18 protein-coding genes are annotated in these 21,211 nt (G+C 69.8%); 15 read left to right on the forward strand and 3 right to left on the reverse strand.

Annotation, left to right across the window (positions count from 1 at the left end):
- Positions 1 to 127: 127 nt before the first annotated feature.
- Positions 128 to 703 carry a DUF3043 domain-containing protein gene (locus DEJ01_RS11680; protein ID WP_111023129.1) on the reverse strand — a complete coding sequence of 192 codons (576 nt, stop codon included), beginning with the start codon at positions 701 to 703 and terminating at the stop codon, positions 128 to 130.
- Positions 704 to 755: 52 nt separating this feature from the next.
- Between DEJ01_RS11680 and DEJ01_RS11685 the strand changes: the two genes are divergently transcribed.
- The 6 genes from DEJ01_RS11685 (at position 756) to DEJ01_RS11710 (ending at position 7,530) form a co-directional block, all read left to right on the forward strand.
- Positions 756 to 2,207, forward strand: coding sequence for a dipeptidase (locus DEJ01_RS11685; RefSeq protein ID WP_111093057.1), 1,452 nt, complete (start codon positions 756 to 758; stop codon positions 2,205 to 2,207).
- 58 nt (positions 2,208 to 2,265) lie between these two features.
- Positions 2,266 to 2,634: an iron-sulfur cluster assembly accessory protein gene (locus DEJ01_RS11690; protein WP_035808216.1), complete on the forward strand. Its 369-nt coding sequence runs from the start codon at positions 2,266 to 2,268 to the stop codon at positions 2,632 to 2,634.
- 292 nt (positions 2,635 to 2,926) lie between these two features.
- Positions 2,927 to 3,829, forward strand: a complete 903-nt coding sequence (coxB, locus tag DEJ01_RS11695; RefSeq protein ID WP_027465265.1) for a cytochrome c oxidase subunit II — start codon at positions 2,927 to 2,929, stop codon at positions 3,827 to 3,829.
- Positions 3,830 to 3,840: 11 nt separating this feature from the next.
- Entirely contained in the window at positions 3,841 to 5,577 is a 1,737-nt protein-coding gene (gene ctaD, locus DEJ01_RS11700; RefSeq protein WP_027465266.1) for a cytochrome c oxidase subunit I, read from the forward strand.
- Between the two features lie 4 nt (positions 5,578 to 5,581).
- Positions 5,582 to 5,998, forward strand: coding sequence for a cytochrome c oxidase subunit 4 (locus DEJ01_RS11705; protein ID WP_027465267.1), 417 nt, complete (start codon positions 5,582 to 5,584; stop codon positions 5,996 to 5,998).
- A 158-nt stretch (positions 5,999 to 6,156) separates the two neighbouring features.
- Complete coding sequence (locus tag DEJ01_RS11710) at positions 6,157 to 7,530, forward strand: glucose-6-phosphate dehydrogenase (protein ID WP_111093058.1); 1,374 nt, start codon at positions 6,157 to 6,159, stop codon at positions 7,528 to 7,530.
- Between the two features lie 114 nt (positions 7,531 to 7,644).
- Here DEJ01_RS11710 and DEJ01_RS11715 read toward each other — a convergent pair whose 3' ends face one another.
- Together DEJ01_RS11715 and DEJ01_RS11720 are read right to left on the reverse strand one after the other, a co-directional pair.
- Positions 7,645 to 9,606, reverse strand: coding sequence for a glycoside hydrolase family 15 protein (locus tag DEJ01_RS11715; RefSeq protein ID WP_258375701.1), 1,962 nt, complete (start codon positions 9,604 to 9,606; stop codon positions 7,645 to 7,647).
- A gap of 78 nt (positions 9,607 to 9,684) precedes the next feature.
- Positions 9,685 to 10,749, reverse strand: coding sequence for an App1 family protein (locus tag DEJ01_RS11720; RefSeq protein WP_110864632.1), 1,065 nt, complete (start codon positions 10,747 to 10,749; stop codon positions 9,685 to 9,687).
- A 153-nt stretch (positions 10,750 to 10,902) separates the two neighbouring features.
- On the opposite strand from DEJ01_RS11720, the gene DEJ01_RS11725 reads away from it, so the two are divergent.
- The 9 genes from DEJ01_RS11725 to cydC all read left to right on the forward strand — a co-directional run bounded on the left by DEJ01_RS11725 (position 10,903) and on the right by cydC (position 21,164).
- Complete coding sequence (locus tag DEJ01_RS11725) at positions 10,903 to 11,550, forward strand: TetR/AcrR family transcriptional regulator (RefSeq protein WP_111039135.1); 648 nt, start codon at positions 10,903 to 10,905, stop codon at positions 11,548 to 11,550.
- Positions 11,551 to 11,779: 229 nt separating this feature from the next.
- Positions 11,780 to 12,706, forward strand: a complete 927-nt coding sequence (locus tag DEJ01_RS11730) for an ABC transporter ATP-binding protein (protein ID WP_027465271.1) — start codon at positions 11,780 to 11,782, stop codon at positions 12,704 to 12,706.
- Positions 12,703 to 13,419, forward strand: a complete 717-nt coding sequence (locus DEJ01_RS11735; RefSeq protein WP_110864634.1) for an ABC transporter permease — start codon at positions 12,703 to 12,705, stop codon at positions 13,417 to 13,419. The genes DEJ01_RS11730 and DEJ01_RS11735 overlap by 4 nt, the downstream gene beginning before the upstream one ends.
- Positions 13,416 to 14,144 (forward strand): ABC transporter permease, encoded by a 729-nt coding sequence (locus DEJ01_RS11740; protein WP_071405717.1) that lies wholly within the window; start codon positions 13,416 to 13,418, stop codon positions 14,142 to 14,144. Before DEJ01_RS11735 ends, DEJ01_RS11740 begins: the two co-directional genes overlap by 4 nt.
- Complete coding sequence (locus tag DEJ01_RS11745; RefSeq protein WP_110864635.1) at positions 14,141 to 15,064, forward strand: ABC transporter substrate-binding protein; 924 nt, start codon at positions 14,141 to 14,143, stop codon at positions 15,062 to 15,064. The genes DEJ01_RS11740 and DEJ01_RS11745 overlap by 4 nt, the downstream gene beginning before the upstream one ends.
- 273 nt (positions 15,065 to 15,337) lie before the next feature.
- Complete coding sequence (locus DEJ01_RS11750; protein WP_071405716.1) at positions 15,338 to 16,750, forward strand: cytochrome ubiquinol oxidase subunit I; 1,413 nt, start codon at positions 15,338 to 15,340, stop codon at positions 16,748 to 16,750.
- A 16-nt stretch (positions 16,751 to 16,766) separates the two neighbouring features.
- Complete coding sequence (gene cydB / locus DEJ01_RS11755; protein WP_110864636.1) at positions 16,767 to 17,771, forward strand: cytochrome d ubiquinol oxidase subunit II; 1,005 nt, start codon at positions 16,767 to 16,769, stop codon at positions 17,769 to 17,771.
- Positions 17,772 to 17,781: 10 nt separating this feature from the next.
- Positions 17,782 to 19,479 carry a thiol reductant ABC exporter subunit CydD gene (gene cydD / locus DEJ01_RS11760; protein WP_111093059.1) on the forward strand — a complete coding sequence of 566 codons (1,698 nt, stop codon included), beginning with the start codon at positions 17,782 to 17,784 and terminating at the stop codon, positions 19,477 to 19,479.
- Entirely contained in the window at positions 19,476 to 21,164 is a 1,689-nt protein-coding gene (gene cydC, locus DEJ01_RS11765; RefSeq protein ID WP_111093060.1) for a thiol reductant ABC exporter subunit CydC, read from the forward strand. The genes cydD and cydC overlap by 4 nt, the downstream gene beginning before the upstream one ends.
- Positions 21,165 to 21,211: the final 47 nt, after the last annotated feature.

The raw sequence follows: 21,211 nt of genomic DNA on the forward strand, positions 1-21,211 counted from the left end.
CGCCAGTCGACCCGTCGTGTTCTGCTCACTCGATCGCCGATGCGGAGCGTGGGAGCGGGGAACAAGGGAATGGGAACGACGAAGCGCCGCCCGGCAGGCCGGGCGGCGCTTCGTCGTGTGCGTAGAGCTAGAGGGTGGGGTACTGCCCACGCCGGACCTGGGGCTTCGGCAGCCGCAGGAAGCGCAGCTGCCACGCCCGCGTGAGGATGTAGAGGAACGTGCCGCGCTGGAACTCGCCGAACTTGTTGGTGAGCTTGCGGCGGAGCGACAGCCACAGCACCACGCAGTCGATGATGAACAGCGCCACGAACGCCCACACCAGCAGGAGCGAGTAGGAGGCGATGACGGTCTGCGCGGCCGCGAACCCGACGATGAGGAACAGCACGAGCACGGGCATCATGACCTCGCCGACGTTCCAGCGGGCGTCGATCCAGTCGCGGACGAAGCGTCGCTGCTCACCACGGTCCTTCGCCGGCAGGTAGCGCTCCTCGCCGTTGGCCATGCCGACCCGGGCACGCTCGCGCTCCGAGTTGAGGCGGGCACGGGCGGCCTTCTTGTCGACCGGCGTGTTGCCGACGAGGGGGCGGCGGTTCGCTGCCTCTCGCTCGCGGCGGGACGGCGTGGGGCGGCCCTTGCCCTGCTCGAGGAGCTCGGCCTCGGTCGGGTTGACGGTCGTGTTGGTCTTGGGGGCTGCCTTCGCCACGGTGCGTTCCTAACGGCGGTGTGCGTGCGGGATCTCCTCTAGATTACCGGGCATGACCGACAGCGAACAGCACAGCCCCGCGACCGACCCCGCGCTCCTCGACGCCCTGCGCGAACACGTGCAGGGTGCACTGCCCACGACGATCGCCGACCTGTCCGCGCTGGTGCGCCTGCCGTCGGTGTCCTGGTCGGCCTTCGACCCGGCGAACGTGCGCGCGAGTGCCGAGGCCGTCGCGGACCTCGCCCGGTCGACCGGGGTCTTCGGGGCGGACGACGTCCGGATCGTGCGGTCGGCGGTGTCCGGCTCGACGGCCGACGTCGCCGAGGCCGACGCGGAGGCCGAGCTCGGCCAGCCCGCGGTGCTCGCGGTGCGCCCGGCGCGGAACGGCAAGCCGACGGTGATGCTCTACGCCCACCACGACGTGCAGCCGCAGGGCGACGAGGCCCTGTGGGAGACGCCGCCGTTCGAGCCGACCCTCCGCGGTGACCGCCTGTACGGCCGCGGTGCCTCGGACGACAAGGCCGGCGTGATGACGCACATCGCGTCGCTCCGCGCGGTGCACGCCCAGTTCGGTGACGACCTCGACCTCGGGATCGTGCTCTTCGTCGAGGGCGAGGAGGAGTTCGGCTCCCGCTCGTTCCGCACGTTCCTGCGCGAGCAGAAGGAGCACCTCGCCGCCGACGTCATCGTCGTGGCGGACAGCGACAACTGGTCCACCGAGGTCCCGTCGATCACGGTCTCCCTGCGCGGCAACGTCACCTTCAAGCTCACCCTCACCACGCTCGAGCACGCCAGCCACAGCGGCATGTTCGGGGGAGCGGCCCCGGATGCGATGATCCCCATGGTGCGGCTGCTCGCCTCGCTGCACGACGCCGACGGTTCGGTCGCCGTCGAGGGGCTGTCCTCGTACGAGGCCGACGTGCCGGAGCGCACCGAGGACGAACTCGCCGTCGACGCCGCGCTCGTGCCCGGTGTCCGCCCGATCGGCACCGGCGCCGTGCTGTCCCGCATGTGGTTCCAGCCGTCGATCACGGTGACCGGCATGGACGTGCCGAGCGTCGCGAACGCCTCGAACACCCTGCTGCCCACGGTCTCGGCACGGGTCTCGGTCCGCGTCGCCCCCGGCCAGGACGCCCGGCAGGCGTCCGCGGCCGTCGAGCGACACCTGCGCGAGCACGTCCCGTTCGGCGCACGGATGGAGATCACCGAGCCGGACAGCGGCGACGGGTTCCTCGTCGACACCGCCGGCTGGGCCGTCCAGGAGGCCCGCACGGCCATGCGCGAGGGCTGGGGTGCCGAGGCGGTCGAGCAGGGCATCGGCGGATCGATCCCGTTCGTTTCCGACCTCGCCGCGGAGTTCCCGGACGCGCAGATCCTGGTCACCGGCGTCGAGGACCCGGACACCCGCGCGCACAGCCCGAACGAGTCGCAGCACCTCGGCGTCCTGCACCGTGCCATCGCGTCGGAGACGATCCTGCTCGCCAGGCTCGCGACGCGCAGCTGAGGGTGCTTACAATCGACGCCAGGCGCGGTGACCAGCACCGCCCGGAGGGAGACGCGCGATGAGCGACACCATCACCGAAGCACCGGCGACCGAAACGCAGTCGCACGGCGTCCTCCTGAGCGACGCCGCTGCCGGCAAGGTGGCGAGCCTGCTCGAGCAGGAGGGCCGCGACGACCTGCGCCTGCGCCTCGCCGTCCAGCCCGGCGGCTGCTCGGGCCTGATCTACCAGCTCTACTTCGACGAGCGCCTGCTCGACGGTGACGTCACCGCCGAGTTCGACGGGGTCGAGGTCGTCGTCGACAAGATGAGCGTCCCGTACCTCGACGGCGCGACGATCGACTTCGAGGACACGATCCAGAAGCAGGGCTTCACGATCGACAACCCGAACGCGCAGGGCAGCTGCGCCTGCGGTGACAGCTTCCACTGATCGCCAGCGATCCGACACGCGAGCGGGGAGCGACCGGAAGGGTCGTTCCCCGCTCGCGTTCGTGTGACCGGACGTGGCCCGCCGGGGCGCGGTGTGACCGGGCGAAATCGTGCCCGCAGACGTGCGGATCGAGGCCAGAACCGTGTCGTGTGTGCGCGAGCGGTACCGAGCTGCGAGTAAGCTAGGAGTGTTCCAATCAAGCTGGGAGCCAGCCATGCGCCGCCTTCGTGCGGCACGCCGTCGGACTCGACGGGCTGACCTCCGAAGCTCACGTCTTTTGCGAGAGGTAACAGTGCGTTCGAATCGCCGTATACGTTGGGCGGCCGTCCCGGTGGCCGTCGGTCTGGTCATCGCACTGGCTGGCTGCACGCAGCAGCAGATGAACGGATGGCTCCCCGGCACGGAGGAGACGAAGAACGTCACCAACCACACGAGCCGCATCGTCGGCCTGTGGACCACCAGCTGGGTCGTTCTCCTCGCCGTCGGTCTCATCGTCTGGGGCCTGATCATCTGGGCCGCGATCGTCTACCGCCGCCGGAAGGGCCAGACCGGCCTGCCCGTGCAGATGCGGTACAACATGCCGCTCGAGATCTTCTACACGATCGTGCCGCTGATCCTCGTGCTCGGCTTCTTCGCCTTCACTGCGAAGGACCAGGCCGCGATCGAGAAGCCCTTCGCCGACCCCGACGCCACCGTGCACGTGTACGGCAAGCGCTGGGCGTGGGACTTCAACTACATCAACAAGGACAACCCCGAAGAGAGCGTCTACTACCAGGGCATCCAGGCCCAGGAAGAAGAGAACGCCAACGGGGCGATCGACGAGTCGCAGCTGCCGACCCTCTACCTGCCGAAGGGCAAGAAGGTCGCGATCGAGCTCTCCTCGCGCGACGTCGACCACTCCTTCTGGGTCATCGACTTCCTCTACAAGAAGGACATGCTCCCGGGCAAGACCAACTGGGAGTACTTCATCCCGGAGAAGCTCGGCACGTACCAGGGCAAGTGCGCGGAGCTCTGCGGTGAGTACCACTCGCTGATGCTCTTCCAGGTGAAGGTCGTCACGCCGGCGCAGTACCAGGACTACCTCGACACCCTGAAGGACCAGGGCAAGGTCGGTCTGCTCGGTGACGAGTACAACACCAACACCAACGAACCGAACAACAAGGCGCCGGTCGAGGCGTCCAGCGAGAACAAGTAGGGGCTCGTCAGATGACAACGTCACTCGTCGGCCAACCGACCCAGACCTCGTCGCCGGACTTCCAGGCGTCGAAGGTGGGTCGGAAGGGCAACATCGTCGTCCGGTGGATCACCTCCACCGACCACAAGACCATCGGGTACATGTACCTGATCGCGTCGTTCATCTTCTTCCTGCTCGCAGGTGTGATGGCCCTCGTGATCCGTGCCCAGCTCTTCGAACCCGGCCTGCACGTGGTCGCGACGAAGGAGCAGTACAACCAGCTGTTCACGATGCACGGCACGATCATGCTGCTGATGTTCGCGACGCCGCTGTTCTCGGGCTTCGCGAACGCGATCATGCCGCTCCAGATCGGTGCGCCGGACGTCGCCTTCCCGCGACTCAACGGCTTCGCCTTCTGGCTCTACCTGTTCGGCTCGCTCATCGCGGTCGGCGGCTTCCTCACCCCGCAGGGTGCTGCCTCGTTCGGGTGGTTCGCCTACGCGCCACTGAGTGACACGACGTTCACACCAGGGCTCGGCGGCACACTCTGGGTCTTCGGGCTCGGCATGACCGGCTTCTCGACGATCCTCGGCGCGGTGAACTTCATCACGACGATCATCACGATGCGTGCCCCGGGTCTGACCATGTTCCGCATGTCGATCTTCACGTGGAACACCCTCGTGACGGCGCTCCTCGTCCTGATGGCCTTCCCGGTCCTCGCGACGGCGCTCTTCGGCCTCGGGCTCGACCGCGTGTTCGACGCACAGATCTTCAACCCGGCCAACGGCGGGGCCCTGCTCTGGCAGCACCTGTTCTGGTTCTTCGGGCACCCCGAGGTCTACATCATCGCGCTGCCGTTCTTCGGCATCGTCTCCGAGGTCTTCCCGGTGTTCAGCCGCAAGCCGATCTTCGGGTACAAGACCCTGGTCTACGCGACCATCTCCATCGCGGCCCTCTCGGTCACGGTGTGGGCGCACCACATGTACGTCACCGGCGGAGTCCTGCTCCCGTGGTTCTCGCTCATGACGATGCTCATCGCGGTCCCGACCGGCGTGAAGATCTTCAACTGGGTCGGCACGATGTGGCGCGGTTCGGTCACGTTCGAGACGCCGCTGCTCTGGGCCCTCGGCTTCCTGATCACCTTCACCTTCGGTGGTCTGACCGGTGTCATCCTGGCGTCGCCCCCGCTCGACTTCCACGTGTCCGACTCGTACTTCGTCGTCGCGCACTTCCACTACGTGGTCTTCGGAACCGTCGTCTTCGCGATGTTCTCCGGCTTCTACTTCTGGTGGCCGAAGTGGACCGGCAAGATGCTCAACGAGCGTCTCGGCAAGATCCACTTCTGGCTCCTGTTCATCGGGTTCCACACCACGTTCCTCATCCAGCACTGGCTGGGCGTCATCGGCATGCCGCGTCGCTACGCGACCTACCTGCCGAACGACGGCTTCACCTGGATGAACCAGCTGTCGACGATCGGTTCGATGATCCTCGCGATCTCGTTCCTGCCGTTCATCTTCAACGTCTACGTGACCGCCCGGAACGCACCGAAGGTCGCCGTGAACGACCCGTGGGGCTACGGCCGCTCGCTCGAGTGGGCGACCTCCTGCCCGCCGCCGCGCCACAACTTCACGTCGATCCCGCGTATCCGTTCGGAGTCCCCGGCCTTCGACCTGAACCACCCCGAGGCCGGTGTGCCGATCGGTGTGGGTCCCGCGAAGGACGCCCCCGATGCCCCGACCTACGACGCCGCGAAGGGCGAGGTGAAGTAACGCCATGCGCGCGAACACCAACCTGTTCTGGATCCTCTTCGGGTTCTTCATCCTGGCGGACGCCGCCTACACCACGTGGGCGATGATCTACTACGGCGAGCCCGAGTGGGTGGGCACCGTCGCGATCGGCCTGACCGGCCTGATGTCGGCGTTCATCGCCTTCTACCTCGGCAAGGTCATGTCGTCCCAGGGCGGGGTCCTGCCCGAGGACCGTCCCGACGCCAACATCGAGGACGGCGACGCCGAGCTCGGGCACTTCAGCCCGTGGTCCTGGTGGCCCATCCTGCTGGCCGCCGCGGTCGCCGTGTGCTTCCTCGGCGTGGCCGCCGGCCTGTGGATCGTCCCGATCGGGCTCGTCCTCGTGGCGATCACCCTGGTCGGCTGGGTCTACGAGTACTACCGCGGCAACTTCGGGCACTGACCCGGCGCTGCAGCGCACCTGACACTTCGGGCGGCACCAGTACGGTGCCGCCCGAAGTGCGTCCAGGAGACGAACTCCGGTCCCGATCCGGAACAAACGGGCCCGCCCGCGACTTGACTGGAGCGGACCTCCCACCACAGCGAAAGGAGTCACCTCAGGTGACCGACAAGCGCACCCTCATCATCTTCGGCGCGACGGGCGACCTCGCCTCCCGCCTGCTCCTGCCGGGCCTCGGCACGTTCCTGCAGAGCGGCCGTGCCGTCCCCGTGCAGCTGATCGGCACGGGCCGCAGTGAGCGCAGCCCCGAGAAGTGGAAGGACATCGTCACGCAGTCCTTCGCGTCGCAGGACGTCAAGGGGCCGGAGGTCGACGCGACCATCGAGTCGACGCAGTTCATCCAGGGCGACCCCACCGATCCGAAGCACCTCGAGGCGCTCCTGGCCGCGGCCGACTCCGAGCCGATCCTGTACTTCGCGCTCCCGCCGCAGATCGCCTCCGACATCTGCGAGGCGCTCGAGCACGTCGAGCTCCCCGAGGGCACGACCCTCGCCTTCGAGAAGCCCTTCGGCACCGACGTCGCCAGCGCCCAGGCCCTCAACGAGACGGTGCTCAAGCTCGTCCCCGAGGACCGCGTGCACCGCACCGACCACTTCCTCGGCCGCACCACGGTGCTGAACATCATCGGTCTGCGCTTCGCGAACCGCCTGTTCGAGCCCATCTGGAACGCCGAGAACATCGAGAAGGTCGACATCTTCTACGACGAGACCCTCGGGCTCGAGAACCGCGCCCAGTACTACGACGAGGCCGGCGCGATGGTCGACATGATCCAGTCGCACCTGCTGCAGATCCTCGGCATCGTGACGATGGACGCCCCGGCGGACATCGACGCGGTCGAGTTCCGCTCGTCCCTGGCCCGGGTGCTCCGTTCGACCCAGCTCAAGGGCGGCGACCCGAAGATCGCGTCGCGTCGCGCCGTCTACACGGCCGGCACGATCGACGGCAAGGAGCTGCCGTCGTACCAGGACGAGGACGGCGTCGACAAGTCGCGGAGCACCGAGACGCTCGCCGAGATCTCGGTCGAGGTCGACACGGCTCGCTGGAAGGGCGTTCCGTTCACGCTGCGGTCCGGCAAGGCACTCGGCAACAGCCGGAAGGAGGTGCTGATCACCTTCAAGCCGGTCACGCGTCTGCCCTCCGGTCTGAGCGGTCGCCCGAAGGCGGACACGCTCCGCATCGTCCTGAACCCGGACGAGATCGAGCTGTCGGTGTCGGCCAACGGCGGTGGCAACCCGTTCGAGATGGGCCAGGTCACCCTGTCGTCGTCGTTCAGCGACGGCGAGCTCACCCCGTACGGCGAGGTCCTGAACGGGATCTTCCACGACGACCCGCTGCTCTCCATCCGCGGCGACGTGGCCGAGCGCTGCTGGGAGATCGTGGAGCCGGTCGTCGCCGCGTGGAAGGCCGACGAGGTCCCGCTCGAGGAGTACCGCGCCGGTTCGCGCGGCCCGGCGGACTGGGAGTCGTCGTCCTGACGGACGCGCTGCCGACGTCCTGAACGGACGCCCTGACGGACGGGAGGCCCGGTGCCAGCTGGCACCGGGCCTCCCGTCCGTCGTGGGGTCGCCATCAGGGCATCGCGAGACGCATCAGGCGGGGGAGCCGGCGCGCTCACCCTCGCCCGTCCACGACCGGGTGCCGCCGTCGTGGACGGGCAACCGCGTGCGGTGCCCGACGGTCGCTCCACGGGCGCGCTCGATGGCGTCCGCTGCCGACACGAGCGTCAGGTGCGACAGCACCTGCGGGGTGTTGCCGATGTGGTGCCCGGTGGCGACGTCGATCTCCTCGGAGAGCATGCCGACGTCGTTGGCGTACCCGACGAGCACGTCCATCAGGCGCTCGGCGTCCTCGACCCGGCCCGAGGCGGCGTACTGCTCCACCAGCCAGAACGAGCACGCCAGGAACGGGTGTTCGGCGCCGGACAGCCCGTCGAAGCCGGCCGTCGTGCGGTAGCGGAGCACGAGACCGTCGTCGCCGACCCGCAGGTCCTCCTCGATGGCGCGCACGGTGCCCGTCATCCGGGGGTCGTCGGCGCGGCAGAACCCGACCTGCGGCAGGACGAGCAGACTCGCGTCGACCTCCTCGGTGTCGTAGTGCTGGCGGAACGAACCGCGCTCGGCGTTCCAACCGTGCTCCTCGATCTCGGCGCGGACGGTGTCGCGCAGGGTGCGCCATCGGTCGACGGGGCCCTCGAGGCCGAACTCCTCGACCGCGGCGACCCCGCGGTCGAACGCGGCCCAGATCATCACCCGCGAGTGCGTGAAGCTCCGCCGGGGGCCGCGCATCTCCCAGATGCCGTTGTCCGGCTCCTGCCAGTGCTCCTCGACGTAGCCGAGCAGCGCCCGCTGCAGCGCCCAGGAGTCGGCGTTCTCCTCGACACCGAGCTCGCGGGCGTCGTGCAGTGCCGCGAGCACCTCGCCGAAGACGTCGCCCTGGTACTGCGTCGAGGCGCCGTTGCCGACGCGCACGGGCGTCGAGCCGAGGTACCCGGGCAGCTCGGGCAGCTCCCGTTCGGGCAGCTCGCGTTCGCCGGCGATGCCGTACATGATCTGCACGTCGGCGGGGTCACCGGCGATCGCGCGCAGCAGCCAGCCGCGCCAGTGCGTGGCCTCGTCGCGGTACCCGTGGGCGATGAGCGACGCGAGCGCGAGAGAGGCGTCGCGCAGCCACACGTAGCGGTAGTCCCAGTTGCGTTCGCCACCCGGGTCCTCCGGCAGGCCCGTGGTCGCCGCGGCGACGACGCCACCGGTCTCGCCGTGGGTCATCGCGCGGAGGAACACCAGCGACCGTCGAGCGGCGTCGGCGTACCGGCCGGTGGTCTGCACGGGGGCGGTCCACGCCGTCCACCACTGCACCGTGTGGGCGAGGGCCGCGTCGACGTCGAGCGGCTCCGGCGGTTCGCGGTGCGACGGGTACCAGGTGAGCACCGTGTCGAGCACGTCGCCGTCGTGGATCGTCGTGACGGCGGTGTGCCGGTGGTCGTCGGCCCGGAACTGCGGCCCCCGGACGATCACCGAGCCCGGACCGGCCGTCGCGAGCAGCGCCGGTTCGTCCTCGTCCCCGATCTGCCGGATCCACGGCAGGGCCCGTGCGTAGTCGAACCGGATCCGGAGCGTCTGCCGGAGTTCGACGGTGCCGCGGAGCCCGCGCACCCGGCGGACGATCGAGGGGCGGTGCGCGCCGACGGGCATGAACTCGGTGACCTCGACCACACCGTCACGGGTGGTCCACACGGTCGAGAGCACCAGGGTGTCGCCGTGGTACCGCCACTGGGCCGTGGCCTCGTCGTCGACGGGTCGCAGGGTCCAGTGGCCGTGGTCCTCGGTGCCGAGCAGCGAGGCGAAGGTGGACGAGCTGTCGAAGCGTGGCAGGCACGCCCAGTCGATGGTCCCGTCGCGGCCGACCAGGGCAGCGGTGCCGGTGTCGCCGATCAGGGCGTGGTCCTCGATGCGGTTCGGCGGTGTGGTCGGTGCGGCTAGGTGCGGTGCGGCTGGGCGCGGTGCGGCTGGGTGTGGTGCGGCTTCGGGCGGTGCGGCCGGCTCGGTGCTCATGGACCGATCGAACACCCGGTGCCCGAGCGCCGCGGTCGGCGACGGGGGTTCCGGGCCGAGATCGTGATGAAGGGTCGCTCAGGCCGGGTCGGAGGCGTCGGACTCGATGATGCCGACCCGCGCGAGCTCGCTCCACAGGCCGGCGCCGTCCGGTGCGTACACCCAGGGTGCCGACGAGTCACGGGAGCGTTCCTGCGCCCGCGAGCGCCCACCGGCCAGGACCGCTTCGCTCGTGGACAGCTGCCGGATGGCGACGCCGGCGACGTTGTCCGGGTGCTCCCGCGAGAAGTCGCCGTAGAGGCTCTCGTCGTGCTGTCCGTCGTCGCCGACCAGGAGCCAGCGGATGTCCGGGAAGTCCTTCGCGAGCCGGCGCAGGTTCTCCTGCTTGTGCAGTTGCCCGCTGCGGAAGAACCGGTCGTGCGTGGGACCCCAGTCGGTGAGCAGGAGCGTGCCGGACGGGTACATGTTGCGCGACAGGAAGCGCTGCAGCGTCGGGGCGACGTTCCACGCTCCGGTCGACAGGTAGACCGTCGGGGAACCGGGGTGCTGCGCGAGGATCCGCTCGTACAGCACGGACATGCCGGGCACGGGGCGGCGGGCGTGCTCGGTCAGCACGAACGAGTTCCAGGCGGCGAGCATGGGGCGGGGGAGCGAGGTCACCATGACGGTGTCGTCGATGTCGGACAGCAGCCCGAAGCGGGTGTCCGGGTGCACGACGAACACGTCGGCCTCGACGTCGCGCCCGCCGCCCGCCGACAGCCGTACGGTGCGCCAGCCGGGCTCGAGGTCGATCGGGACGATGGTGTCGACGACGCCGCCACGGTCGGTCTGCACCACGTGGGATACCCCGCCGGCGGTGACGGTGACCTCGGCGTGGTCGACGGCGACGCTCGTGAAGCTCTTCCAGCCGCGGACACCCGCGTAGGAGACGTCTGAGGCGAGACCCCGGCGCGTCAGCAGCACACGGCAGAGGATGCGCACCCAGCCGGGCGCGCCGTAGCCGGTGTACGGGACCACCGTCGGGACGAGTCCGCGACGGCGTGCACGGTGCTCGCGGAACTCCTGGACGGCGTCCTCGATGCGGGCCGCGCGGTGCAGGAGCGGCTCGGCCAACGACGGCTCGTGGGGCGTCGGGTCGGGCATGGCGTCATCCTCCCACGGGCGGCTGACGAAACCCGCGCGCTGTACAGAACTGGTGCGTCGCAAGTGGTGAGTCGCAGCCACGTTCCAGGTGCGTTCTGCGAAAGTTGTCCCCGTCACACCAACCAACCGCGCTGGAGCGCAAGAGGAGAACACGTGCTCGTCACCGAGGTAACGAACGCTCTGCCGGGGGGATCATCACTGCTCAGGAACGAGCCGGTCCAAGCCCGCAGTTCGGCGCGCCTCGCCGGCCTCCTCGACGCCGCAGCCGCGGTGATCGACGAGATCGGGTTCGAACGGCTCACGACCGCCATGGTCGCCGAGCGCGCGGGGGCGTCGATCGGCACCGTCTACCGGTACTTCCCGGACCGCATCGCCGTGGTCGAGGCACTCGCGATCCGCTGCACCCAGCGGCTCGCCGCCCGCTTCGTCGAGGCGCTCGACGCCAGCGGCGCCGTGACCTGGCAGGACGCCAACGACGCGCTCATCGACATGACCGCAGAGATGTACCGCACCGAGCCCGGCTTCCGGGCCATCCGCTTCGGCGACCCGGCGGACACCGGAACGGGCGACGCGGAGGACCGCATGGGTGCGCTCGGCGCGGCCGTCGGCCAGATCATGCGCGACCGCTTCGGCCTGCCGGACGACGAGCGCATCACCCGCGCCTGGGTCGTCCTCGCCGAGTCCGGTCACGCGGTGCTGGCACGGGCACACCGCGACCGCGAGCACCCCGACACGGAGCTGATCGAGGAGTACCGCCGGATGAACCGTGCGCACCTGGAATCGGTGATCGCCGCTTCCTGACCGTCCCGTCGAACCGGCGCGACACGCCGGAGACCGAACCGACCCGCCCGCGCCTCCGAACACCGAGGCGCGGGCGTCGTCGTCCCCGCCGATCCCGTGGTTCCCGTCGGCATCCCCACCGACCTGTGCACCGCCGCGGGTCCGTCACGGATCGTCACAGCGAACCGATGTCGGCACCCCCGGGTACTCTCATCCGGAGTCGGGCTACCTCCGAACAGAAGGGCACCCCATGATCGAGTTCCGCTCGGTGCGCAAGACCTACCCGGACGGCACGACTGCGGTCGAGCACTTCGATCTGGTCATCCCGTCCCGGACCACCACCGTCTTCGTCGGATCCAGCGGCTGTGGCAAGACCACGCTGCTCCGCATGATCAACCGCATGGTCGACCCCACTTCCGGAACCGTCGAGATCGACGGCTCGGACGTCGCCGGGATCAACCCCGTCGAGCTCCGTCGCCACATCGGCTACGTCATGCAGAACTCCGGGCTGCTGCCGCACCGCAAGGTCGTCGACAACATCGCGACCGTCCCGCTGCTGACCGGCGTCTCCAAGGCCGACGCCCGCAAGCGCGCCCTCGAGCTCATGGACACCGTCGGACTCGACCGTGCCTTCGCCGACCGCTACCCGTCACAGCTGTCCGGCGGCCAGCAGCAGCGCGTCGGTGTGGCCCGCGGCCTGGCCGTCGACCCGAACATCCTGCTCATGGACGAGCCGTTCGGTGCGGTGGACCCGCTGGTGCGCAACGACCTGCAGGACGAGCTCATCCGCCTGCAGCGCGAACTCGGCAAGACCGTCGTGTTCGTGACGCACGACATCGACGAGGCGTTCAAACTCGGCGACCAGGTCGTCATCCTCAAGAAGGGCGGCGAGATCGCCCAGCAGGGGACGCCGGCCGAGATCCTCGCCGCACCCGCCGACGACTTCGTCGCCACGTTCATCGGCGCCGGCCGCGGGCGCCGCGCGCTCCGCGTCGAGCAGACCCCGACCGGTCCGATCGTCGTCGACGGTGAAGGCCGCGCAGCCGGCGTGCTGACGGGCCCCGTCGGGGTCGTCGACGCCGCCGAGGCCGTTCCGCAGTCCGACTCCCGAGCAGCAGAGGCCGGAGCGTCCCACGACGCACCGGGTGCCCCGGCGCAGGGTGGGGGCACCCGGTGAAGTGGGTGCTGGCGAACCTCGACACGATCTGGGACAACACGGTCTCCCACCTCGCGATCGCGATCCCGCCGATCATCGTCGCGTTCCTGCTGTCGATCCCGATCGGGTGGCTGGTGGTCCGGCTGCAGCGCCCCGGTGGCTCGCGCTTCGCCTCGGGTGTGGGCAGCAGCATCGTGACCCTCGCCGGTCTGCTCTACGCCATCCCGTCCCTCGCCCTGTTCGTGGCGCTCCCGAGCATCATCGGCACCGGCCTGCAGAGCCCGATCAACGTCGTCATCGGTCTGACGCTGTACGGCCTCGCGCTGATGGTCCGTTCCACGGTCGACGGGCTGACCTCGGTCGACTCCGAGACCAAGTCCGCGTCGACCGCCATGGGCTACTCGCCAGCGCAGCGGTTCTTCCGTGTTGAGCTCCCGCTCGCCGGTCCGGTCCTGCTGGCCGGCCTCCGGGTGGTCTCGGTCTCCACGATCTCGCTGACCACGGTCGGCGCGGTCCTCGGCATCCCGAGTCTCGGCCTGCTGTTCACCGACGGCCTGGGGCGCGGGATCTACGAGGAGATCCTCTCCGGCATCGTGATGGTGCTCGTGCTCGCCTTCGCCCTCGACGGCCTCCTCGTGCTGCTCGGGCGCCTGGTCATGCCGTGGACCCGGACGAACTCGGTGTCACGCCGACAGGCTCGCCGAGTCCTGCAAGCAGCGGAGGTCTCCTCGTGATCATCGGTCAGGCCTTCGCGTGGGTGTTCGACCCCACGAACTACGGCGGGTACAACGGCATCCCCACGCGCCTCTGGGAGCACGTCTGGATCACCCTGCTCGCGGTGCTCATCGCCGCGGTCATCGCCGTGCCGGTCGGGTACGCGATCGGCCACACCCGCCGCGCTCGTGGCTTCTCGATCGCGGTGTCCGGCGGGGTGCGGGCGCTCCCGACGCTCGGCGTGCTCTCGCTGTTCGGGCTGCTGCTCGGCATCGGGCTGCAGGCTCCCTTGCTCGCCCTCGTCATCCTGGCGATCCCGTCGGTGCTCGCCGGTGCGTACTCCGGCATCGAGTCCGTCGACCCGGGGGTCGTCGACGCCGCGAAGGCCCAGGGCATGACCGGCTGGCAGATCCTGTGGAAGGTCGAGATCCCGCTCGGGCTCCCGCTCCTGATCGGTGGCATCCGCGCCGCGGTGCTGCAGGTCGTCGCGACGGCCACGCTCGCCGCGTACGTCGGGGCCGGTGGCCTCGGCGGGTACTTCTTCCTCGGCCTGAAGACCCAGGACTACGCCGAGATGCTCGGCGCCTCCATCCTCGTGATCGCCCTCGCGATCGCGTTCGAGATCGTGTTCGCCGTGCTGCAGCGGGCGGCGGTGCCGAAGGGCACCGCAGACCCGTCGGCCCGACAGCGTCAGGGGTCGCGTGAGCGAGCCCGCAATCCACTCCCGGAAGGAAATCCCTCGTGATCACAGCACCCAAGATCCGCGCCGGTGTCGCCGCCGCGATGGCGGTCGGCGTCGTCGCCGCCCTCGCCGGCTGCGCGTCGAGCGACCCGCTCGACAGCGGTTCCAGCGACTCGTCCGACTCCAAGACGATCGTCGTCGGTTCGCAGCAGTACTACTCGAACGAGATCATCGCCGAGCTCTACGCCCAGGTCCTCGAGAAGGACGGCTTCGACGTGAAGCGCAACTTCAACATCGGGCAGCGTGAGGTCTACATCCCGCAGCTCGAGAAGGGCGCCATCGACGTCATGCCCGAGTACAGCGGCAACCTGCTGCAGTACTTCGACAAGGACTCGGACGCGAAGACCGCCGACCAGATCGACGACGGGCTCGACACGGCCCTGCCGAAGGGCCTCCGGGTCCTCGACGAAGCCGACGCGACCGACCAGGACAGCTACACCGTCACGAAGAAGTTCTCCGAGGACAACGACGTCACGAGCCTGGCCGACCTGAAGAACGTCGACGAGAAGCTCACCGTGGGCGCCAACTCCGAGAACCAGACGCGGCCGTACGGCCCGAAGGGGCTCAAGTCGGTCTACGGCGTCGACGTCGACTTCAAGGCGATCGAGGACGGCGGCGGTGCCCTGACCGTCAAGGCGCTCAAGGACGACACCGTCCAGCTGGCCGACATCTACACCGCCGACCCGAGCATCAAGGCGAACGGCTTCGTCACGCTGAAGGACCCGGAGAACCTGATCCTGCCGCAGAACGTCGTGCCGGTCGTCTCGAAGAAGGTCAACGAGAAGGCTGCGGACGCGATCGACTCGGTCAACGAGAAGCTCACGACCGAGGCCCTGATCGAGCTCAACACCAAGAGCACGGCCGACAAGGAGAAGGCGTCCACCATCGCCGAGGACTGGCTCAAGGCCGAGGGTCTGCTGTAGCCAGAGGTTCACGAACAAAACGACAGGCGTCGGGTGTCCACCCGGCGCCTGTCGTCGTTCGTGGAGCAGGCAGCGCGAACATCCGTGCCGCACGGTTGTGCCGTGCAGGGGCCGTGCACGTTTGTGCAGAGACTGGTTCTACAAGTTGTCGAAGTGGAGTCCAGCGCGATAGCGTTGGGGTGTCCCAAGGGCTGTGACACCTGATGTATCCGTTCCACAGGAAGCAACTGACGTGCACGAACAGCGCGCGGCCACCCGTCTCGGAATCGCCGCATGAACGACCTCCTCGATCCGCTCCTCCTGTCGCGGTGGCAGTTCGGTCTGACGACCATCTACCACTTCCTCTTCGTCCCGCTGACGATCGGCATGGCAGCCGTGGTGGCCGTGTTCCAGACCGCCTGGTACCGGACCGGCCGCGCGCACTACCTGCAGCTGACGCGGTTCTTCGGGCGGATCTTCCTGATCAACTTCGCGATGGGTGTCGTGACGGGCATCGTGCAGGAGTTCCAGTTCGGCATGAACTGGTCGAACTACTCGCGCTTCGTCGGTGACGTCTTCGGCGCACCGCTCGCGCTCGAGGGGATCCTGGCGTTCTTCTTCGAAGCGGCCTTCATCGGCATCTGGATCTTCGGCTGGGACCGCCTGCCCAAGGGCCTGCACCTGGCGAGCATCTGGTGCGTGAGCGCCGGCACGATCATGTCGGCGTACTTCATCATCGCCGCGAACGCGTTCATGCAGCACCCGGTCGGCTTCGCGATGAACGAGGCCAAGGGCCGTGCGGAGCTCACCGACATCTGGGCGGTGCTCGGCAACAAGGTCGCCCTGGCCGCGTTCCCGCACACGCTCTTCGCCTGCTTCATGGTCGCCGCGGCGGTCATCATCTCGGTCGCGGCCTACCACCTGGCCCGCAACCAGAACCTCGAGACGATGCTGCCGGCGCTCAAGTTCGGCATGTGGACCATGCTCGCTGCCGGCGCGCTGACCGTCCTGACCGGCGACCAGCTCGGCCTGACGATGGTCGACACGCAGCCGATGAAGATGGCGGCGGCCGAGGCGCTGTACAACACCGCGACCGGCAAGGACGCCTCGTTCTCGATCTTCACGCTCGGCACGCCCGACGGCGTGCACGAGCTGTTCTCGATCCGGGTGCCGTACCTGCTGTCGTTCCTGTCGACGCACACGTTCAACGGCACGGTCGAGGGCATCAACGACCTGCAGGCGCAGTACACGCAGGTGTACGGCCCCGGCGACTACAAGCCGATCATCTGGGTCACCTACTGGTCGTTCCGCTGGATGATCGCCCTCGGTGTCGGCGCGGTCATGGTCTCGCTGGTCGGGCTGTGGCTGACCCGCAAGGGCCGGTTCCCGACGCAGCGCTGGGTGTGGCGCATCGCCACCTGGACGGTGCCGCTGCCGATGGCCGCGATGATCGTCGGCTGGGTCTTCACCGAGATGGGCCGCCAGCCGTGGCTCGTGTTCGGGCTGCTCCAGACGAAGGACGGTGTGTCGCCGAACGTGACCGGGCTCGAGGTCCTCATCTCGCTGCTGGTCTTCACCCTGATCTACGGCTCGCTGGCCGTCGTCGAGTTCAAGCTCATCAAGAAGGTCGCGCAAGAGGGGCCCGCCGACCCGGACGAGGTCGACGAGGAGACCGGCGAGGTCAAGCACGAAGTGACGGTCTACTAGAAATGGACGCTGCCTGATGGATCTCCCCGTTCTCTGGTTCGCGATCGTCGGCGTCTTCTTCGTCGGCTACTTCGTCCTCGACGGATTCGACTTCGGTGTCGGCATGTCCCTGCCGTTCCTCGGCAAGGACGACACCGACCGTCGGGTCCTCATCAACACCATCGGCCCGGTCTGGGACCTCAACGAGACCTGGGTCATCGTCGCCGGGGCGTGCCTGTTCGCGGCGTTCCCGGAGTGGTACGCCACGATGTTCTCCGGGTTCTACCTGGCGCTGCTGCTCATCCTCGCTGCACTCATCCTGCGAGGGGTGTCGTTCGAGTACCGGCACCAGAACAAGCACCTCGAGTGGAAGCGCCGCTTCGACCTGATGATCATCGTCGGCAGTGCCGTGCCGTCGTTCCTGTGGGGCGTCGCGTTCGGCAACGTCGTCCGTGGCATCCCGATGGACGCCGGGCACAACTACACCGGCACGATCTTCGACCTGCTCAACCCGTTCGCACTGCTGACCGGTGCCGCGACGCTGCTGGTGTTCTTCACCCACGGGGTCGTCTTCGTCGCGCTGAAGACCGAGGGCGACATCCGCGTCCGCGCCAAGCGCCTGGCGACCCGGGCCGGCATCGTCACGATCGTCGTCGGCGCCGCGTTCCTGGTGTCGATGGCCTTCGTCCGGGCCACCCCGGCCTCGCTGGTGCTCTCCGTGGTCGCCGCCCTGGCCCTGGTGCTCGCCGTGCTCTGCAACGCCTGGGGCAAGGAGGGGCGCGCCTTCACGCTGATGGCGGTCACCATCGCCGCGATCGTGCTCGCGATGTTCACGGCGATCTTCCCCGACGTGATGCCCGCCTCGAACGACGTCGCGAACAGCCTGAACGTGTACAACGCGTCGTCCGGGTCGTACACGCTGACCGTGATGAGCTGGGTCGCGCTGATCTTCGTGCCCCTGGTCTTCGCGTACCAGGCCTGGACCTACTGGGTGTTCCGCAAGCGCGTCTCCCGCGCCCACGTCACCGCGGCCGCGCACTAGGCGGACGACGATGAAGCCCCTCGACCCCCGACTCCTGCGGTTGTCCCGGACGGCGCGCGGCTTCATCGTCGCCGCCGCCGGCACCGGTGTCCTCCGCACGCTCGCGACCATCGCGATCGCGTGGGGGATCGCCGCGGCCGTCACCCTCGGGGTCGACGCCGTCGGCGACGGCACGGCGCCGGCGGCGTTCGGGCAGGCGCTCGCGCTGCTCGGCGGGGCGTTCGTCCTGCGTGCGGTGGCCGCATGGGCGACCGACGACCTGGCGGCGCGCGCAGCGGCGAAGGTGAAGAGCGAGATGCGCACGACGGTGCTCGCCCGCGCCGCCGAGCGCGGTCCGTCGTGGCTCGCGGGCCGGTCGAGCGCCGGCTTCGCCACCACGCTTGGTCCCGGGCTCGACGCACTCGACGCCTACTTCGGCCGGTACCTGCCGCAGCTCGCGCTCACCGCGATCGCGACGCCGATGCTCCTGGTCGCGATCGGCCTGGGCGACCTGACGAGCGGGCTGATCATCCTCTTCGCCCTGCCCGTGATCCCGGTCTTCATGATCCTGATCGGCCTGGCGACGCAGTCGCTGCAGCGGAAGCAGTCGGACGCCCTCGCGAAGCTCGGTGGCGCCTTCACCGAGGCCGTCGAGGGGCTCGCCACGCTCAAGGTCTTCGGCCGTGCGCGCCGCCAGGTCGGTCGCATCGGGGTGGTCACCGACGAGTACCGCCGCGGCACGATCGGCGTCCTCCGGCTGTCCTTCGTGAGCGGCTTCGCGCTCGAGCTCGCCGCGAGCCTGTCCGTCGCACTGGTCGCCGTCTCGATCGGCATCCGCCTGGTGGACGGCTCGCTCGGCCTCGGCGCCGCGATGTTCGTGCTCGTGCTGGCACCGGAGGCCTTCGCCCCCATCCGCCAGGTCGGCGCCGACTTCCACGCCGCCCAGGACGGCGTCGAGGCGTCGGCCGCGGTGCTCGACGTGCTGGCCGACGACGACGGTGACGCTCCGGCCAGCGGCCGCAGCAGCCGAAGCCAAAGCGGCGGGAGCGGGACCGACGGCGCCGACACGGACGCCGTCACGCCCGCCACCGCCCTGGACGTCCGCGGGCTCACCGTCCGCCGACCCGACGTCGTGATCGGACCGTTCGACCTGCACGCCGAGCCCGGCACCGTCGTCGTGCTGGCCGGCCCGAGCGGTTCCGGCAAGTCGAGCATCATCGCCGCACTCCGAGGCGTCCTGCCGCACGACGGCGTCGTCACCGTGCCCGGCCCGGCCGGTGCGTCCGTCGCCGAGCGCACCACCTGGGCCGACCAGCGGCCGCGTCTCGTCCGCGGGACGATCGCCGAGAACGTCGCGCTCAGCGCGACCCCCGACGACGCCGACGTGCGCACCGCCCTGGGCGACGCGGGGCTGGGACTCGACCCGGGCCTCCCGGTCGGCGCCGGTGGCAGCGGACTGTCCGGCGGCCAGGCACAGCGTGTCGCCGTCGCCCGCGCGCTGTACCGCGCACGCCGCGCCGCCACGCCCCTCGTGCTGCTCGACGAGCCGACGTCCGCGCTGGACGCCGAGGCCGAGGAACGCGTCATCGCGGCCGCCCGTGCCCTGGCGGCCGACGGCGCCGTCGTCGTGGTCGCCAGCCACCGACCCGCGGTCGTCGCCGCGGCGGACGTCCGCGTGGACGTCGGCGCCGGTGGGTCCGTGACGGTCCGCAACGGGGTGCGGGCATGAGCCGGGAGGCCCGTGGCGGCTCCGTCCTGCGGCTCGCGATGCCGCACGGGTCGGGTTGGGCGAAGGCGGTCGCCGCCGGGTCGCTCAGCGCGGTCTGCGCCGTCGCGCTCCTCGCCGCGAGCGGCTACCTGATCACCCGTGCCGCCGAGCACCCGCCGATCCTGTACCTGACGCTCGTGATGGTCGGCGTGCGTGCCTTCGCGCTGGGGCGTGCCGTGCTCCGGTACGTCGACCGGCTCGCCGGGCACGACGCGTCCTTCCGGCAACTGGCCGTGGTGCGGACGGAGATGTACCGGCGGCTGGCGTCGATCGCTCCCGCCGGACTCGGGCGGACCGGACGCGGCGACCTCATGACGCGCCTGGTGACCGACACCGACCGACTGCAGGACCTGCCGATCCGCGTCGTCGGGCCGCTCGTCTCCGCCGGGGTCGTCGCGGTGCTGTCGGTCGTCGCCGTGGCGCTCGTGTCGGTGCCGGCGGCGCTCGTGCTCGTCCTCGCGCTGGCGGTCGCGGCCCTGGTCGGCACGATCGTCACCCGGGCCATCGCCGAGCGCTCGGACCGCGAGACCGCCGCCGACCGGGGTCGCGTCGCGGACCTGGTGCTCGACACCGTCCGGACGCTCGACGTCTTCGCCGCGTACGGCACCCTCGACGAGCGGCTCGCGCACATCGCCCGGCTCGACGCGGGTGTCACCCGGGCCGTCCGGCGCCGTGGCACGGTCGAGTCGCTCGTCGGTGCCCTGGTCGGCCTGGTCGGTGGCGGTGCGGTGATCGGGATCCTCGCCGTCGGTGCCCCCGCCGTGGTGTCCGGTGCGCTCGACGGTCCGCTCTGGGCACTGGCGGTCTTCGTGCCGCTGGCGCTCTTCGAGGTCGTCGGGACCGTCCCGCTCGCCGTCCTGACGCTCCGCCGGGTGCGTGCTGCGGCCGAACGGGTCGAGCAGGTCGTGCCCGCCGAGGTGCCCGTCGGCATCGTCCCCGAGCCCGACGAGGACGCCGACCCGGCGTCGCTCGTGGTCGAGGGGCCGGTCACGCTCGCCGTGCAGGACCTGACCGTCCGCTGGCCTGGTGCTGCCGAGCGTGCAGTCGACGGGGTCTCGTTCACGCTCGCCCCCGGCGAGGTCGTCGTGCTCCAGGGGCCGAGCGGTGCCGGCAAGTCGACCCTGGTCGACGCGCTCGTCCGGTTCGTGGAGCACGAGGGTTCCTACACGCTCGACGGCGTCGAGGCGAGGGCGATGCACCCCGACGCGGTGCGGGCCCGGGTCGGCCTGATCGAACAGGACCCGTTCGTGTTCGACCAGTCGGTGCGGCAGAACCTGCTCTTCGCCCGCGAGACCGCGACCGACGAGGAACTGCTCGCCGTGCTCGACCGGGTCGGCCTGGGGGAGTGGGTCGTCCGGCGGGGCGGGCTGGACGCCTCGGTCGGGGAACGCGGCGTGCTCGTGTCCGGCGGCCAGGCGCACCGGCTCGCGCTCGCCCGCGCACTGCTGCACGCGTTCCCGGTGCTGGTGCTCGACGAACCGACCGCAGACGTCGACCCGGACCTCGGTGACACCGTGCTGCGTGACCTCGTCACCACGGCCCGCGCAGCGGGCCGGACGGTCGTCATCGTCTCGCACGTCCCGGTGGCGCCGGACCTGGTCGACCGCACCCTGCGGATGCGGGACGGACGCCTGCTCGCCGGGTGAGCCGACAGGCGGACGCGGGACGGGCCTCCCGGCTTGTATCGTTGACG

This window comes from Curtobacterium sp. MCLR17_040, from assembly GCF_003234735.1.
Classification (GTDB): Bacteria; Actinomycetota; Actinomycetes; order Actinomycetales; family Microbacteriaceae; genus Curtobacterium; species Curtobacterium flaccumfaciens.